We start from the raw sequence: 14,511 nt of genomic DNA, 5'->3' as shown, positions 1-14,511 counted from the left end.
TACAAATCTATTTTACCCTTAATATAGGTATTTATTTAAAAGAGGTAGCGCCCTTTCACCGTTCAGGGCGCTTTATAACTCCTACTGCCAATCTAAAATTACTTTGCCCGATTGACCTGAACGCATAATATCAAAGCCTTTTTGGAATTCATCGATAGGAAATTGATGAGTAATAATCGGTGAGAGATCAAGACCCGACTGGATCAGCGCCGCCATCTTATACCATGTTTCAAACATCTCACGACCATAAATACCTTTAATAAATAATCCTTTAAAAATGACTTGCCCCCAATCAATAGCCATATCTGAGGGAGGAATACCCAGTAAAGCAATACGACCACCATGATTCATCGTACTAAGCATGGTACGAAAAGCCGGTGGCGCACCGGACATTTCTAATCCAACATCAAAGCCTTCGGTCATACCTAATTCTTTCATCACATCTGTTAGATTTTCTTTGCTAACATTGACTGCACGGGTGACTCCCATTTTTTTAGCCAGATCAAGGCGATATTCATTAACATCGGTGATCACCACATGGCGTGCCCCCACATGTTTACAGATTGCTGCCGCCATAATACCAATGGGTCCCGCACCAGAAACCAGTACATCTTCCCCCACTAAATCAAAAGATAACGCCGTGTGTACTGCGTTACCAAAGGGATCAAAAATAGCCGCCAGTTCATCCGGAATATTGTCAGGAATTTTAAATGCATTAAAGGCGGGAATAACCAGATATTCAGCAAAACAACCGGGACGATTTACGCCAACACCAATGGTATTACGGCATAAGTGTGTACGCCCACCACGGCAATTACGACAATGACCGCAAGTAATATGCCCTTCCCCCGAGACGCGATCACCAATATTAAAACCTTTAACCTCTTGGCCAATAGCAACAATCTCACCAATATATTCATGGCCAACCACCATGGGAACCGGTATGGTTTTTTGTGACCATTCATCCCAGTTATAAATATGAACATCTGTACCACAAATGGCAGTTTTACGGATCTTGATCATCACATCGTTATGACCAAGCTCAGGTACGGGTACATCGGTCATCCAGATACCGGGTTGTGCTTTTAATTTTGACAATGCTTTCATATTAGAACCTTATGCAATCACATTAAGTTGCTTACCGATTTTAATAAATGCAGCAACAGCACGTTCAATTTGTTCTGGGGTGTGTGCCGCTGACATTTGTGTACGAATACGTGCTTGCCCTTGTGGTACTACTGGGTAGAAAAAGCCGGTGACATAAATACCTTCATCAAGTAAACGTGCTGCAAATTGTTGCGCTAATTTGGCATCTCCTAACATCACAGGAATAATCGCGTGATCAGCCCCCGCCAAAGTAAAACCTGCTGCCGTCATTTTTTCACGAAAAAGTGCTGCGTTACGCCATAAACGAGCGCGCAGTTCATCCCCTGATTTCAGCATATCTAAAACCGCAATAGAGGCACTCACAATTGCAGGGGCTAAAGAATTTGAGAATAGATAAGGACGAGAGCGTTGACGTAACCACTCCACCACTTCTTTACGAGCTGCGGTATAACCACCCGATGCGCCACCTAAAGCTTTACCTAATGTTCCTGTGATGATATCGACGCGATCTAATACATCACAATACTCATGAGTACCGCGCCCTTGTGCGCCGACAAAACCCACCGCATGCGAGTCATCCACCATCACTAATGCGCCATATTCGTCAGCCAAATCACAGATACTTTTTAGATCAGCAATCACCCCATCCATAGAGAACACCCCATCGGTGGCAATCATAATATGGCGGGCATTATCTGCTTTGGCCTGTTCAAGTTGGGCACGTAACGCCACCATATCGTTATTGGCATAGCGATAACGCTTGGCTTTACATAAACGAACACCATCAATAATCGATGCGTGATTTAGCGCATCAGAAATAATTGCATCTTCAGATCCCATCAGTGTTTCAAATAACCCACCATTGGCATCAAAACAAGAGGAGTACAAAATGGCATCTTCCATACCCAAAAATTCAGCGATGTTCTTTTCTAATGTTTTATGTAGATCTTGCGTTCCGCAGATAAAACGCACCGACGCCATACCAAAACCGTGGCTATCCATTCCCGCTTTCGCCGCTGCAATAAGTTGTGGGTGGTTAGCTAAACCTAAGTAGTTATTGGCACAAAAGTTAATAACATGACTACCATCAGCAACCGCAATATCGGCACTTTGCGAAGAAGTGATGATCCGCTCATTTTTAAATAAGCCATCTTGACGTGTTTGTTCGAGTTGTTGATTAATTTGTTGATAGAAAGAGTGAGTAGACATGCTTTCTCCTAAGGCAGAGACGAAAAGAGATAAGAGCTAGAGTTGACTATAATATAATCATTATTGTTTCTTATTTTATGCTTTTGTTCGATTAAAAACGACAAATGTAAATAAATAATGTTATTTATGTAATTAAGATCACTAATCATCACTGCGATTTTCAAGAATTTCACTCTACTCTTCTATGATGAATGCTACCGTTCACGCTGTTCAGTGTTATTATAGTTGCAGAGCTAATTTTTAGATTTTATATAAAGGGGTAGCCATATGATTATCGTCACTGGCGGTGCAGGTTTTATCGGCAGCAATATTGTTAAAGCATTAAATGATGAAGGTTATACCGATATTTTAGTGGTTGATAACCTAAAAGATGGCACAAAATTTGTGAATCTTGTCGATCTTAATATCGCTGACTATATGGATAAAGAAGACTTTATTGCCAGTATTGTAGCCGGTGATGATTTTGGTGATATTGATGCCGTATTCCATGAAGGAGCATGCTCTTCTACTACCGAATGGGATGGCAAATATATGATGGATAATAACTATCAATATTCTAAAGAGTTACTGCATTATTGCCTCGATCGCCAAATTCCTTTCTTATATGCCTCTTCTGCTGCCACTTATGGTGGCCGTACTGATCATTTTATTGAAGAAAGAAAATATGAAGCCCCACTTAATGTCTATGGCTACTCTAAATTCTTGTTTGATGAATATGTGCGCCAAATTTTACCTGAAGCACAATCTATGGTGTGTGGCTTCCGTTATTTTAATGTGTATGGCCCCCGTGAAGGACATAAAGGCAGTATGGCCAGTGTTGCCTTCCATTTAAATACACAAGTCAATGACGGGCAAAATCCCAAATTATTTGAAGGTAGTGAAACCTTCCAACGTGACTTTATTTATGTGGGTGATGTGGCTGCGGTTAATTTATGGTTCTGGCGCAACAATGTCTCCGGTATTTATAATTGTGGTACCGGCCGCGCAGAATCGTTCCAAGCCGTGGCTGATGCAGTTATCGCTTATCATAACGATAAAGATCTCTCTGTTGAGCATATTGAATTCCCTGAGAAACTCAAAGGTCGTTATCAAGCCTTTACACAAGCTGATCTGACAAATTTACGCAAAGCAGGCTACAGCGCCCCTTTTAAAACGGTCGCAGAAGGTGTTGCTCTTTATATGCAATGGTTAAATCAGGATAAGTAATCGCGGTTTATGAAAATTTTTGTGGTAGGGCCTTCTTGGGTTGGGGATATGATGATGTCCCAAAGCCTATATCGTACATTAAAAGCGTTACATCCCGCGGCAACTATTGATGTGATGGCACCCGCTTGGTGTCGTCCATTATTAGAGAAAATGCCCGAGGTCGATAATGCCATTGCTATGCCTTTAGGTCACGGTGCCTTAGCAATTGGTGAGCGTCGCCGCTTAGGTAAACAACTAAAAGCCAAAGGTTATACTCATGCTTATGTTTTACCTAACTCATTTAAATCTGCTTTAGTGCCTTTCTTTGCCGCTATTCCTAAACGTACTGGCTGGCGAGGAGAAATGCGTTATGGATTATTAAATGATTTACGCCCATTGGATAAAGCTGCATTTCCATTAATGGTAGAGCGTTATGTCGCGCTAGCTTACGATAAACAGCAGGTACATTCAGCCGCTGATTTACCAAAGCCGTTATTATGGCCAAAACTATCTGTCTCTGACAAAGATATCACTACCACACTTAAGCACTTTTCATTATCTACACTGCGTCCTGCTATCGGTTTTTGTCCGGGGGCGGAATTTGGTCCTGCTAAACGCTGGCCTCATTACCACTACGCAACATTGGCCCAGAAACTTATTAGCGAATATGGCTATCAAATTTTCTTATTCGGTTCACAAAAAGATAAGCCTGCAGGGGAAGAGATCAAACACGGCTTAACCCCCGATGCCCAAGCAGCTTGTATTAATCTGGCTGGTGAGACTTCTCTTGAGCAAGCCGTTAACCTCATTGCCGCTTGTAAAGCCGTGGTCAGTAACGATTCAGGCTTAATGCATGTCGCCGCAGCATTAGAGCGTCCATTAGTTGCACTTTATGGCCCAAGTAGTCCCGACTTTACCCCCCCGTTATCCGATAAAGCTCGTGTTATTCGTTTAATTACTGGCTATCACAAAGTGCGTAAAGGCGATGCTGAACAAGGTTATCACCAAAGCTTAATCGACATTCAACCGGAACAAGTCTTTAGCGAACTCGAGCAATTACTCGCTACGGAGCCATCGCTATGAAGCGGGTACTGATAGTTAAAACCTCTTCCATGGGGGATGTACTGCATACCCTACCGGCATTAACTGATGCAAGAGCAGCATATCCTGAGATCTGTTTTGATTGGGCCGTTGAAGAGGGTTTTGCGCAAATTCCAAGCTGGCACCCAGCTGTTGATACCGTTATTCCTGTCGCAATACGCCGTTGGCGTAAAAACTGGTTTAGTGCGCCTATTCGCGCTGAACGTGCACAATTTCGTCACGCGATACAAGCACATCATTATGATGCGGTGATTGATGCCCAAGGTTTACTAAAAAGCGCTTTTTTAGTTACACGCTATGCGAAAGGCTCCAAACACGGCTATTCTCGTCAAAGTGCTAGAGAGCCTTTAGCGAGTTTTTTCTATGATATTCGCCACAATGTCAGTAAAAAAATGCATGCGGTAGAGCGTATCCGCCAGCTATTTTCCCTTAGCCTTAATTACCCACTCCCCACCACTCAAGGGGACTATGGTATAGCACAGCATTTTCTCTCATTACCCGCTATTGATAAACGCCCTTATTTAGTCTTCTTACACGCCACTACCCGTGATGAGAAACATTGGCCCGAAGCCCATTGGCGAGAGTTAATTGCATTATTGGCGAATTCAGGTTTACGTATCAAACTACCTTGGGGTGCAGAGCATGAACATCAGCGTGCAATACGCCTTGCACAAGGTTTTGACTATGTTGATGTATTACCCAAAATGTCACTCGCAGAAGTGGCTCAAGTGATTGCTGGAGCGCAAAGTGTCGTTTCTGTCGATACCGGATTAAGCCATTTAACCGCAGCCTTAGATAAGCCGAATATTACCCTCTTTGGCCCTACCGATCCGGGATTAATCGGTGGTTATGGTAAGGCACAAAGGTCGTTAAAAGCAGCAGGTGGGGATATTGGGGAGATCACGCCTCAAAAGGTTTTTAATATACTTAATATTTAACCCAATACCCTAAAAGTTATTTATCTTTTAGGGTGTTATTTACTGCAGTTAGAACCTCATCAACAGTAATCAAGTCCATCGAAAGTGCTCTATTTTCATCTTGTTGCGGGATCTTATGGATAATAGTATGAATATCGAGATCTTGATAAGGTCCTGTCCACTTTGGATTTGCGGTTACAAATAAACTTACCGTAGGTACTTGTAATGCTATTGCCAAATGTAGCGGGCCGGTGTCTCCCGTAACTAATACCGCCATGGTTTTTATTTGACTTAACAGATCAGGTAGTGAGGTTTTTCCTACCAGATTTTCTATATTTTGATGATATCTTTCAGGTAATAAAGCAAAAAACTCTTCTGGCAATTCCAGCTCTCTCGATGAACCTATTAGCTTTATTTGTAATAATGGCGCACTATCAATTAATTTTTTCGCTAATTCCACAAAAGATCCAACAGGCCATCTACGCTCTTGTGTTGATGCTCCCATCTGAAAACCAACAATGCTATTGTTACTTTGAGCTAATGGTTCTATTTTACAAGGGAGCTCCATTCTAGTATCAGAACAATCAATTCCTAAATAACGAATAATATTTAATTTGCTTTGGATCACATGATATTGAGAGGGTTGGTGTTCAGCAATAATCCATTTTCGGAACCACTCAGGAATAACATGAAAAGTATTGCGTAAAATATATTGGCAACCTGCCATCACAGCAAATAATACGTCATAAGGAAGGTGGGAATGTAAAATAATCGCTAACTCAGGTTTATACTTTTTAGCTTGTAAAGCCACCGGTAACAAGTTTCTGATCTTATTATCCCAATACACCACACTATCTATTTGCTCATAGTTTTCCACTAATAGCTTATTTTTTACACTAGAAACCAGTGTGATATGTGCATCAGGATAATGTGCACGAATTGCTCTGATGGCTGGGGTATTAAACATAAAATCCCCCAACGCTGTGGTTGAAAAAATAACAATACTGTTAAATTTGATATCAGATGAAAATGTTGCCGTTTTTTTCATCTTACCAAAGAGTGGGTTATAGAGATTTAAAAAACAGTGCACCCATTTTAATTTCTTTAACTTCATCTTATTTTGCCTGCACTCTATTTTGATAATACTCAGCCAATGTCATTCCCTGTACTTTATCTTGTAAGAAATTAAATAGTGTTTCTAAATCATGATATAAGCCATCAATATCTTGTTCTGTTCTAAAAGTAGGGCTTCCACCAGGCATAAACTCAGAAGAGTGCAACATAAATTCAATATGAGAGTGACCCTGAGCTAAAGATTTTTGTGCCACTTCAATCATTTGTTGTGCATTTCCCCCTTTAGGGCGTAACCAATTAACAGAAGGTGAACGTTGTTTACCTCTTAGCTTATCGTACCCTTGCTTAATTTTATTCATAAAAGGGGAATGTTTATATTGAATACTCATTGGCACTTCAAGTAACGTTGAATCCCCTGCTTTGCTGATATCATTAACATCCATAAAGTACGCATGGCTTGGGAAATTACTGTAATTTGTACCGCCTGATTGTGCCGGATCACCTTTAGTAAAACGCCAATCGACTTTGGGTGTGACTGAGCAATCGACTTGATAACCAAATTCAATCAATAGCTGCGCATAAGTTTCATTAAATGCCCAACGCCCAGCACGGTGACTTAACATTTTTGTTTGTAGTTTATTTTCCAGTAAGTCAGTCATAAAGGCAATTTTGTCACGCATCTGCGATTTGGGGTATTCAATTAAATAAGGCTGATAATGGAGATCATTGTCCGTTAACGCAACAAGTGGGGGACTATTCCATGCATGAAGGTGCATACCAATTTCCCCAGTGTTACGGGCTATCACATCTTGTGCAAACTCAATATAGGCTTCATCTATTGCCATTTCATAGTTGGTTAGCCAAACGGGTTTAAATTGAAAACGTTCGCAAAGTTGCTGAAAACGGGGTAAAAAATGCGTATTTTGCGTAGTAATGTTATGCTCATTTTCCCAAAGATTATCGCCTTCGGTATCTAATGTGATAATAAATGCTGGTTTTTTCATGCATTCCCCGTCAACTTATGGATTATAGGCTCATAATTGTATCAATTGACTTATGTTACGCAGTAGAAAACGTCAATTCAAATAATATAAACAAGGTATGGTAGATGCATTCTACGGATTTGTTTACAATTAAAGTATCTCATTGAAGCTAAAGTAATTATGAATAATATAAATCAATCATTTAACAGAATACTGGTTATTAAACTTCAACATCATGGAGATATGTTATTAACGACACCTGTTATTAATTCGTTAAAATCAGCTTATCCTAATGCAAAGATTGATGTTTTATTATACAAAGAAACATTACCGATGCTTGAACATAATCCATTAATAAATCATATTTTTTATCTTGACCGAAATTGGAAATATCAAGGTAAGTTCACACGATTAAAAAAAGAGTGGCAACTAGGGAAAATCTTACAAAAACAGCAATATGACTTAGTGGTGAATTTAGCTGACCAATGGAAAGCCGCTATTTTCGCCTTAGTTACCAAAGCCCCAGTGCGCCTAGGGTTTGAATTTGAAAAACGGCAAAATAGTAAGTTTTGGCAAAAATGTCATAACATTATTGTCCCTACTGCAGAGCATGGACAATTACACACTGTAGAGCAAAATCTTTCTATTCTAGCCCCTCTTAATGTACCAATTATTTCTGATGTTACCATGGCATATAGCCACCAAGATAAACAATGGTTAGAAGAGACAATTAAAAAGCATCATATCCCTAAAAACTATATTGTTATTCAACCAACCTCTCGTTGGTTTTTTAAATGTTGGAATGAAGATAAAATGGCGACATTAATTACTCAGCTTCAGCAAGATAATTACTCAATTGTGTTAACATCAGGGCCAGAAGCGAAAGAGCTTGAGATGATAGAAAATATTTTAGCTCAGTGTCCTGATAAAACATCAATTAATGTATTAGCAGGAAAAACATCACTCTCTCAGCTTGCGGCATTAATTGATCATGCGGCTCTTTTTATTGGTGTTGATTCTGTAGCTATGCATATGGCGGCTGCATTAAAAACACCGCTAGTCGCACTCTTTGGCCCATCAAAACTAGAGCATTGGCATCCTTGGCAAGCCATTGGAGAAACTATTTGGGCAGGTAATTACGCTAAAATCCCCCACCCAGATCAAATAAAAACCGATACACAACAACGTTATCTTTCTGCTATTCCCGTTGATGCTGTATTTAATGCAGCAAAAAGGTACTTAAGCTAATGAACGCCCCTTTACGATTAGCCATTGTTAGACAAAAATACCGTCCAGATGGCGGTGCTGAGCGCTTTATCGCACGTGCACTTGATGCCTTATCTAGTGATGCACTAGAACTTAACGTCATTACTCGACAATGGCAGGGTGATACCCATCCTGATTGGCATATACATCTATGCAACCCCAAAAAATATGGTCGTATTAGTCGGGAGTCTGGTTTTGCTAAAGCGGCTAGAGCATGCTGGCAAGAAAACCACTTTGATATTGTACAAAGCCATGAGCGTATCGCGGGATGTGATATTTTTCGTGCAGGTGATGGCGTACATCGTCGTTGGTTATTACAACGACAGAAAATATTACCTCGTTGGAAAGGACGTTGGTTATTTTATGATAGATACCACCGTTATGTGATGAATGCAGAACAACAGATGTATGCTGATCCAGCGTTAAAACAAGTTATTTGTAACTCACAGATGGTGAAAAAGGAAATTATTGCGGATTTTGGCCTCTCTGCCGATAAAATATCTGTTATTTATAATGCAATTGACCATAATGTTTTTGTACCAGCAACAAATTCTCAAAAACAGCGCTTAAAAACACAGTATAATATCCCTCAAGATAAGCCTTGTTTTATTTATGTAGGATCGGGATTTGAACGAAAAGGGTTAGCTGCAGCTATTTCAGCCATTGCCAATACATCGTCAATCTTACTTGTCGTAGGTAGTGATAAAAATCAGCCAAAATATGAACAAATTGCAACACAATTAGGCTGTAGACAGCGTATCTTCTTTTTGGGTATGCAAAAAAAGACGCTCGACTTTTATCAAATAGCCGATGCCTTATTACTACCAACGCTTTACGATCCGTTTCCCAATGTTATTCTTGAGGCGTTATCATGTGGTTTGCCTGTGATCACTTCAACCAGTTGTGGTGGTGCAGAATTTATTCAAAATGGTAAAAATGGGTTTGTTTGTGATGCGTTAGATATTCCTGCATTAACAGAGGCAATTGTGCAAATTCCAACAAACTCAGCATGGTCTGAAATGTCGCAAGTGGCGCGAGAAACTATCCTCCCCTATACACCGAAGCGATTATCAGACGAGCTTATTTCACTTTATAAACGGATATTAACTTTGTGAATCAACGACATATACTTTTTATTATTGATGGATTACCAGGTGGTGGCGCTGAAAATGTCACGCTCAGGCTGGCTAATGGTTTTCATCAGCAAGGATATCAAGTCACTCTTTTATCCTTACATAATAAATTGGCGTATGAATTACCTAATTTTATTGACTATATTGTTGATCATGATGAATACCGAGGTATTTTTAGAAAACTAACAGAGATATCTCGCAGAGCAAAATCTCTTGATAAGGTATTAACGCGACTTTTTGCACAAAAAGGTCGTCCTGCATTGGTACTTTCTAATTTACATAAGACAGACCGTATTGTTTGTCGAGCGAAACAACTAAAACATTGTAATGTTTGGTACTGTATTCATGGGATCTATTCACAATCTTATCTTGGTAATAAATCGGGTTTCTCTTATTGGTTAAAAAAGAAGAAAATTCAGCGAGTTTATAAAGATAAAAACCTTATTTGTGTTTCTAATGCGGTAAAAGACGATTTAATACATGCTATTGGCGTCGATGCACAGCAATTAAAAACAATTTATAACCCATTTAATATTATGGAGATCCAACATAAAGCCTCACAACCTAACCCGTTTGCAGGGAAAGCGTATATTTTGCATGTTGGGCGATTCCATGAAGTTAAACGACAAGATAGATTGATAAATGCTTTCGCTAAAGCCAATATACCTTGTCAACTTATTCTATTAGGGGAAGGTACTCCCGTTATTAAGCAACAATTACAGCAGCAAATTGCCCAACTCAATTTAAATGAAAAAGTCATATTAGCGGGTTTTATCGCTAATCCACTCCCTATCATTCAAGGTGCTAAAGTTGTTGCACTCAGCTCTGACAGTGAAGGATTACCAACCGTACTAATCGAAGCTCTTATCTGTGGAACGCCCATTGTAAGCACTCGTTGCCCTGGTGGCGTAAGTGAAATTATGACAGACGAACTGGCTAACTATCTTTCAGATATGGATGCAGACTCGCTCGCAGATAAACTACGTCTCGCTTATTACGCACAACCTCAAATATTGCCATCATCTTATGCAAAATTTGAAATAAACCATATTTTAAAGCAGTATATCGCTTTAATTCCGTAATACACGCCGACTTGTTTTACACACTTTCTCCTACACAGTGTGGTACTATAGGCTTTCGTCCAGATAAGTGAATTTGATAGCATGTTGTTGCGTTTATATCAGGTACTTCTTTACCTTATTCAACCTCTGATTTGGCTACGTCTTTTATTACGCAGCCGCAAAGCACCCGCCTATCGCAAACGGTGGGGTGAGCGCTATGGCTTTTGTCGAGGCAAAGTAGCGCCTCATGGCATTTTATTGCACTCCGTTTCAGTGGGTGAAACACTTGCCGCTGTACCTCTTGTTCGTGCATTACGCCACCATTATCCCGATTTACCTATTACCGTCACCACCATGACACCAACAGGCTCAGAGCGCGTACGCTCTGCATTTGGTGACGATGTGTACCATGTCTATCTTCCTTATGATTTACCCGGCTCGGTTAATCGTTTTCTTACAACGGTTGATCCGAAATTGGTGATCATCATGGAAACAGAGCTGTGGCCAAATCTTATCTCACAGCTTTATCGTCGCAAAATCCCATTGATAATCGCTAATGCTCGCTTATCAGAGCGCTCAGCAGCGGGTTATCAAAAACTAGGTAGTTTTGTCAAAACGATGCTGAGAAAAATTACCTTAATTGCTGCCCAAAATCAGGAAGATGGAGAACGTTTTATTGCTTTAGGGCTAAAACGCTCACATCTGCATATTACCGGTAGCTTAAAGTTTGATATCTCGGTCACCCCTGAGCTCGCTGCTAAAGCCGTGGCACTACGTCGCCAGTGGGCAGCACATCGTCCTGTCTGGATAGCCACCAGTACCCATGAAGGGGAAGAGGCGATTGTCTTAGATACCCATAAAAAATTACTGGCACAGTTTCCTCAACTGTTGCTGATTTTAGTTCCTCGCCATCCAGAACGTTTTGCAAAAGCAGAGCAACTTACCCAAGAGGCCGGCTTTAAATATACCCTACGCAGTAGCGATGCTATTCCCGATGCACAAACCCAAGTGGTGATAGGCGATACTATGGGGGAGTTAATGTTGCTATATGGTATTGCTGATCTGGCCTTTGTTGGAGGCAGTTTAGTCGAGCGCGGTGGACATAACCCATTAGAAGCCGCAGCCCATGCCATTCCGGTATTAATGGGGCCTTATACTTTTAATTTTAAAAATATCTGTGCCAAGTTAGACCAAGCTGAAGGGCTAATTACCGTTACTGATAGTGACTCTATGGCGACGGCTATCGCCTCATTACTCAATGATGAAGATTATCGCCGCTATTATGGACACCATGCCGTTGAGGTACTTCATGAGAATCAAGGGGCGCTATTGCGCTTATTAACCTTACTCTCTCCTTATCTGCCACCACGGAGTCACTGATGAGTGAAAATAAACGCCTCTCGGTCGTGATGATCAGTAAAAACGTTGCGGATGTTATTGAAGCATGTTTAGACTCGGTACAATGGGCTGATGAAATTATTGTTTTAGACTCAGGGAGCGACGATGCAACTTGCCAATTGGCCCGTGAAAAAGGGGCTAAAGTATTTAGCAACACTCCATGGCCGGGGTTTGGTAAACAGCGGCAATTAGCACAGCAATACGCCACAGGCGATTATATTTTTATGATTGATAGTGATGAGCGTATTACCCCTGAGTTAAAAGCCAGTATTCAAGCCGTGTTACAACAACCTGAACCGGGTGTGGTTTATAACTGTGCTCGCCGTAACCTTTTTATGGGCCGTTTTATGAAACATAGTGGCTGGTATCCCGATAAAGTAACCCGCCTTTATGCTCGTGAACAGTATCAATATAATGATAATTTGGTTCATGAGTCATTAGAAACCCAAGGTGCAACCATTAAAACTTTATCAGGGGATCTGTTGCATCTTACTTGTCGTGATTTAATCGAGTTCCAACAAAAACAGCTAAAATACGCTAAAGCATGGGCACAAGAGCGCAATCAGCAGGGTAAAACCACCCGTTATAGCGCCATTATTAGCCATACGCTGGGGGCGTTTTTTAAAACTTGGTTACTGAGAATGGGTATTTTAGATGGAAAACAGGGATTAATATTGGCATTTGTTAATGCACAGTATACCTTTAATAAATACGCCTCGTTATGGGAACTTAGCCGGAAAAACCGTGAATATGAAAAATAAAGCTATCTACCCTGGAACCTTTGATCCCATCACCTATGGGCATATTGATATTCTCACTCGTGCTGCGGGTATGTTTGACACGGTGTTATTAGCCATTGCCGCCAGTGCCCGTAAAAACCCTATGTTTAGTTTAGAAGAGCGTGTCGCTTTAGCAAAAGAAGTCACCCAACACTTGCCGAATGTGGAAGTTGTCGGCTTTTGTGAGCTAATGGCGAATTTTGCTAAAAAACAGCAAGCGACCATTTTGATCCGTGGCGTACGCTCGGTTTCTGATTTTGAATATGAGTGGCAACTGGCGAATATGAACCGTCATTTTGCCCCAGATCTCGATAGTGTCTTTTTGTTACCTTCACAAAATCTCTCTTTTGTTTCTTCTTCACTTATCAAAGATGTGGCACGTCATGACGGCGATGTATCGACTTTTTTACCTGAAGTGGTTGCTACAGCAATGCTACAAAAACTCGGTAAGCGTTAATCGGTTATCTCACCATGTTGGCAATGTCGGCAAAAGAAAGTGCTACGTTGCCCCTGCTTAATACTTTCAATAGTATGACCACAAATTAAGCACGCTTTATCTTTGCGCCCGTAGACAAATAGCTCTTGGGCAAAATAACCTGGTTTACCATCAGATTGTAGAAAATCTTTTAAGGTGGTTCCCCCTTGCTCTATCGAGCGAGTTAATACCGTTTTAATGGCATTAACCAATACGTCACACTCTTGCTCGGTTAAGCTACTGGCTTTTCTATCTGGCATGATCCCTGATGAAAAGAGTGCTTCGTTCGCATAAATATTGCCAACACCCACCACCAGCTTGTTATCCATTAGCCATGGTTTGATGGCGATTTTTTTATTTTTGCTCTGTTGATATAAATATTGCGCGTTAAATTGCGCCGAAAGCGGCTCTGGCCCTAAATGGGCTAATACGGAGCTGGTGGCTAAATCTTCACACCATAGCCATGCACCGAAACGACGCGGATCGGTATAGCGTAGTACTTTGCCATCACGAAACACTAAATCAATATGATCGTGTTTCTCTTCAGGCTGCTCTTCTGGCAAGATACGTACACTGCCGGACATGCCTAAATGAACAATGATCCACCCTTGATTTAATTCAATTAACAGATATTTAGCGCGCCGTTTAACACTTAAAATCGGTTCATCCAGCAAGGTTTTGATTTTTTCAGAAACAGGCCAACGTAATTTACTGTTACGCACTATTGCGTAGTGCAAGATATTGCCCACTAGATGAGGCTCAATACCTCGGCGACTGGTTTCAACTTCTGGTAATTCTGGCACAAGTCACTCCATTATTGTCA

14 protein-coding genes are annotated in these 14,511 nt (G+C 40.8%); 9 read left to right on the top strand and 5 right to left on the bottom strand.

Translation table 11 applies throughout. The annotated features are described in order from the left end of the window. Positions 1-81: 81 nt before the first annotated feature. The gene (gene tdh / locus AACQ49_RS13890; RefSeq protein WP_004246460.1) at positions 82-1,107 is read right to left on the bottom strand and encodes an L-threonine 3-dehydrogenase; all 1,026 of its coding nucleotides are present in this window, start codon (positions 1,105-1,107) and stop codon (positions 82-84) included. A 9-nt stretch (positions 1,108-1,116) separates the two neighbouring features. Beyond that, positions 1,117-2,316, bottom strand: a complete 1,200-nt coding sequence (locus AACQ49_RS13885) for a glycine C-acetyltransferase (protein ID WP_017628701.1) — start codon at positions 2,314-2,316, stop codon at positions 1,117-1,119. Between the two features lie 267 nt (positions 2,317-2,583). On the opposite strand from AACQ49_RS13885, the gene rfaD reads away from it, so the two are divergent. Genes rfaD through rfaC form a run of 3 tightly spaced genes read left to right on the top strand, consistent with a single transcriptional unit; the run spans position 2,584 to position 5,540 of the window. Then, the gene (gene rfaD / locus AACQ49_RS13880; RefSeq protein WP_012368661.1) at positions 2,584-3,522 is read left to right on the top strand and encodes an ADP-glyceromanno-heptose 6-epimerase; all 939 of its coding nucleotides are present in this window, start codon (positions 2,584-2,586) and stop codon (positions 3,520-3,522) included. A gap of 9 nt (positions 3,523-3,531) precedes the next feature. Beyond that, positions 3,532-4,584, top strand: a complete 1,053-nt coding sequence (rfaF, locus tag AACQ49_RS13875; RefSeq protein ID WP_104459520.1) for an ADP-heptose--LPS heptosyltransferase RfaF — start codon at positions 3,532-3,534, stop codon at positions 4,582-4,584. After that, complete coding sequence (gene rfaC / locus AACQ49_RS13870) at positions 4,581-5,540, top strand: lipopolysaccharide heptosyltransferase RfaC (RefSeq protein ID WP_161779111.1); 960 nt, start codon at positions 4,581-4,583, stop codon at positions 5,538-5,540. Before rfaF ends, rfaC begins: the two co-directional genes overlap by 4 nt. Positions 5,541-5,556: 16 nt before the next feature. Here rfaC and AACQ49_RS13865 read toward each other — a convergent pair whose 3' ends face one another. Both AACQ49_RS13865 and AACQ49_RS13860 read right to left on the bottom strand, forming a co-directional pair. Further along, complete coding sequence (locus AACQ49_RS13865; protein WP_161680133.1) at positions 5,557-6,633, bottom strand: glycosyltransferase family 9 protein; 1,077 nt, start codon at positions 6,631-6,633, stop codon at positions 5,557-5,559. A gap of 1 nt (position 6,634) precedes the next feature. After that, complete coding sequence (locus AACQ49_RS13860) at positions 6,635-7,597, bottom strand: polysaccharide deacetylase family protein (RefSeq protein WP_161680131.1); 963 nt, start codon at positions 7,595-7,597, stop codon at positions 6,635-6,637. 159 nt (positions 7,598-7,756) lie between these two features. On the opposite strand from AACQ49_RS13860, the gene rfaQ reads away from it, so the two are divergent. The 6 genes from rfaQ (at position 7,757) to coaD (ending at position 13,670) form a co-directional block, all read left to right on the top strand. Further along, the gene (gene rfaQ / locus AACQ49_RS13855; protein WP_049199802.1) at positions 7,757-8,824 is read left to right on the top strand and encodes a putative lipopolysaccharide heptosyltransferase III; all 1,068 of its coding nucleotides are present in this window, start codon (positions 7,757-7,759) and stop codon (positions 8,822-8,824) included. Continuing rightward, positions 8,824-9,957 carry a glycosyltransferase family 4 protein gene (locus AACQ49_RS13850; protein WP_161779110.1) on the top strand — a complete coding sequence of 378 codons (1,134 nt, stop codon included), beginning with the start codon at positions 8,824-8,826 and terminating at the stop codon, positions 9,955-9,957. Before rfaQ ends, AACQ49_RS13850 begins: the two co-directional genes overlap by 1 nt. Continuing rightward, positions 9,954-11,057, top strand: a complete 1,104-nt coding sequence (locus tag AACQ49_RS13845) for a glycosyltransferase (RefSeq protein ID WP_161779109.1) — start codon at positions 9,954-9,956, stop codon at positions 11,055-11,057. The genes AACQ49_RS13850 and AACQ49_RS13845 overlap by 4 nt, the downstream gene beginning before the upstream one ends. Before the next feature lie 81 nt (positions 11,058-11,138). Continuing rightward, complete coding sequence (gene waaA, locus AACQ49_RS13840) at positions 11,139-12,416, top strand: lipid IV(A) 3-deoxy-D-manno-octulosonic acid transferase (RefSeq protein WP_004246472.1); 1,278 nt, start codon at positions 11,139-11,141, stop codon at positions 12,414-12,416. After that, the gene (locus AACQ49_RS13835; RefSeq protein WP_161769377.1) at positions 12,416-13,195 is read left to right on the top strand and encodes a glycosyltransferase family 2 protein; all 780 of its coding nucleotides are present in this window, start codon (positions 12,416-12,418) and stop codon (positions 13,193-13,195) included. The genes waaA and AACQ49_RS13835 overlap by 1 nt, the downstream gene beginning before the upstream one ends. After that, entirely contained in the window at positions 13,185-13,670 is a 486-nt protein-coding gene (gene coaD, locus AACQ49_RS13830; RefSeq protein ID WP_004246474.1) for a pantetheine-phosphate adenylyltransferase, read from the top strand. The genes AACQ49_RS13835 and coaD overlap by 11 nt, the downstream gene beginning before the upstream one ends. Here coaD and mutM read toward each other — a convergent pair. Further along, entirely contained in the window at positions 13,667-14,491 is an 825-nt protein-coding gene (mutM, locus tag AACQ49_RS13825; protein ID WP_004249937.1) for a bifunctional DNA-formamidopyrimidine glycosylase/DNA-(apurinic or apyrimidinic site) lyase, read from the bottom strand. The two genes, coaD and mutM, sit on opposite strands and share 4 nt — an antisense overlap. Positions 14,492-14,511: the final 20 nt, after the last annotated feature.

Origin of the sequence: Proteus sp. G2675 (assembly GCF_963886535.1) — a bacterium.
GTDB classification, from domain to species: domain Bacteria; phylum Pseudomonadota; class Gammaproteobacteria; order Enterobacterales; family Enterobacteriaceae; genus Proteus; species Proteus mirabilis.
Note: the sequence above shows the minus strand (reverse complement) of the source record. Positions and strands in the feature narration are given on the sequence as shown.

Excerpts from the sequence above, each read along its gene's own strand:
- tdh (WP_004246460.1), bottom strand. The coding sequence starts at position 1,107 with ATGAAAGCATTGTCAAAATTAAAAGCACAACCCGGTATCTGGATGACC.
- AACQ49_RS13885 (WP_017628701.1), bottom strand. The coding sequence starts at position 2,316 with ATGTCTACTCACTCTTTCTATCAACAAATTAATCAACAACTCGAACAA.
- rfaD (WP_012368661.1), top strand. The coding sequence starts at position 2,584 with ATGATTATCGTCACTGGCGGTGCAGGTTTTATCGGCAGCAATATTGTT.
- rfaF (WP_104459520.1), top strand. The coding sequence starts at position 3,532 with ATGAAAATTTTTGTGGTAGGGCCTTCTTGGGTTGGGGATATGATGATG.
- rfaC (WP_161779111.1), top strand. The coding sequence starts at position 4,581 with ATGAAGCGGGTACTGATAGTTAAAACCTCTTCCATGGGGGATGTACTG.
- AACQ49_RS13865 (WP_161680133.1), bottom strand. The coding sequence starts at position 6,633 with ATGAAGTTAAAGAAATTAAAATGGGTGCACTGTTTTTTAAATCTCTAT.
- AACQ49_RS13860 (WP_161680131.1), bottom strand. The coding sequence starts at position 7,597 with ATGAAAAAACCAGCATTTATTATCACATTAGATACCGAAGGCGATAAT.
- rfaQ (WP_049199802.1), top strand. The coding sequence starts at position 7,757 with ATGAATAATATAAATCAATCATTTAACAGAATACTGGTTATTAAACTT.
- AACQ49_RS13850 (WP_161779110.1), top strand. The coding sequence starts at position 8,824 with ATGAACGCCCCTTTACGATTAGCCATTGTTAGACAAAAATACCGTCCA.
- waaA (WP_004246472.1), top strand. The coding sequence starts at position 11,139 with ATGTTGTTGCGTTTATATCAGGTACTTCTTTACCTTATTCAACCTCTG.
- AACQ49_RS13835 (WP_161769377.1), top strand. The coding sequence starts at position 12,416 with ATGAGTGAAAATAAACGCCTCTCGGTCGTGATGATCAGTAAAAACGTT.
- coaD (WP_004246474.1), top strand. The coding sequence starts at position 13,185 with ATGAAAAATAAAGCTATCTACCCTGGAACCTTTGATCCCATCACCTAT.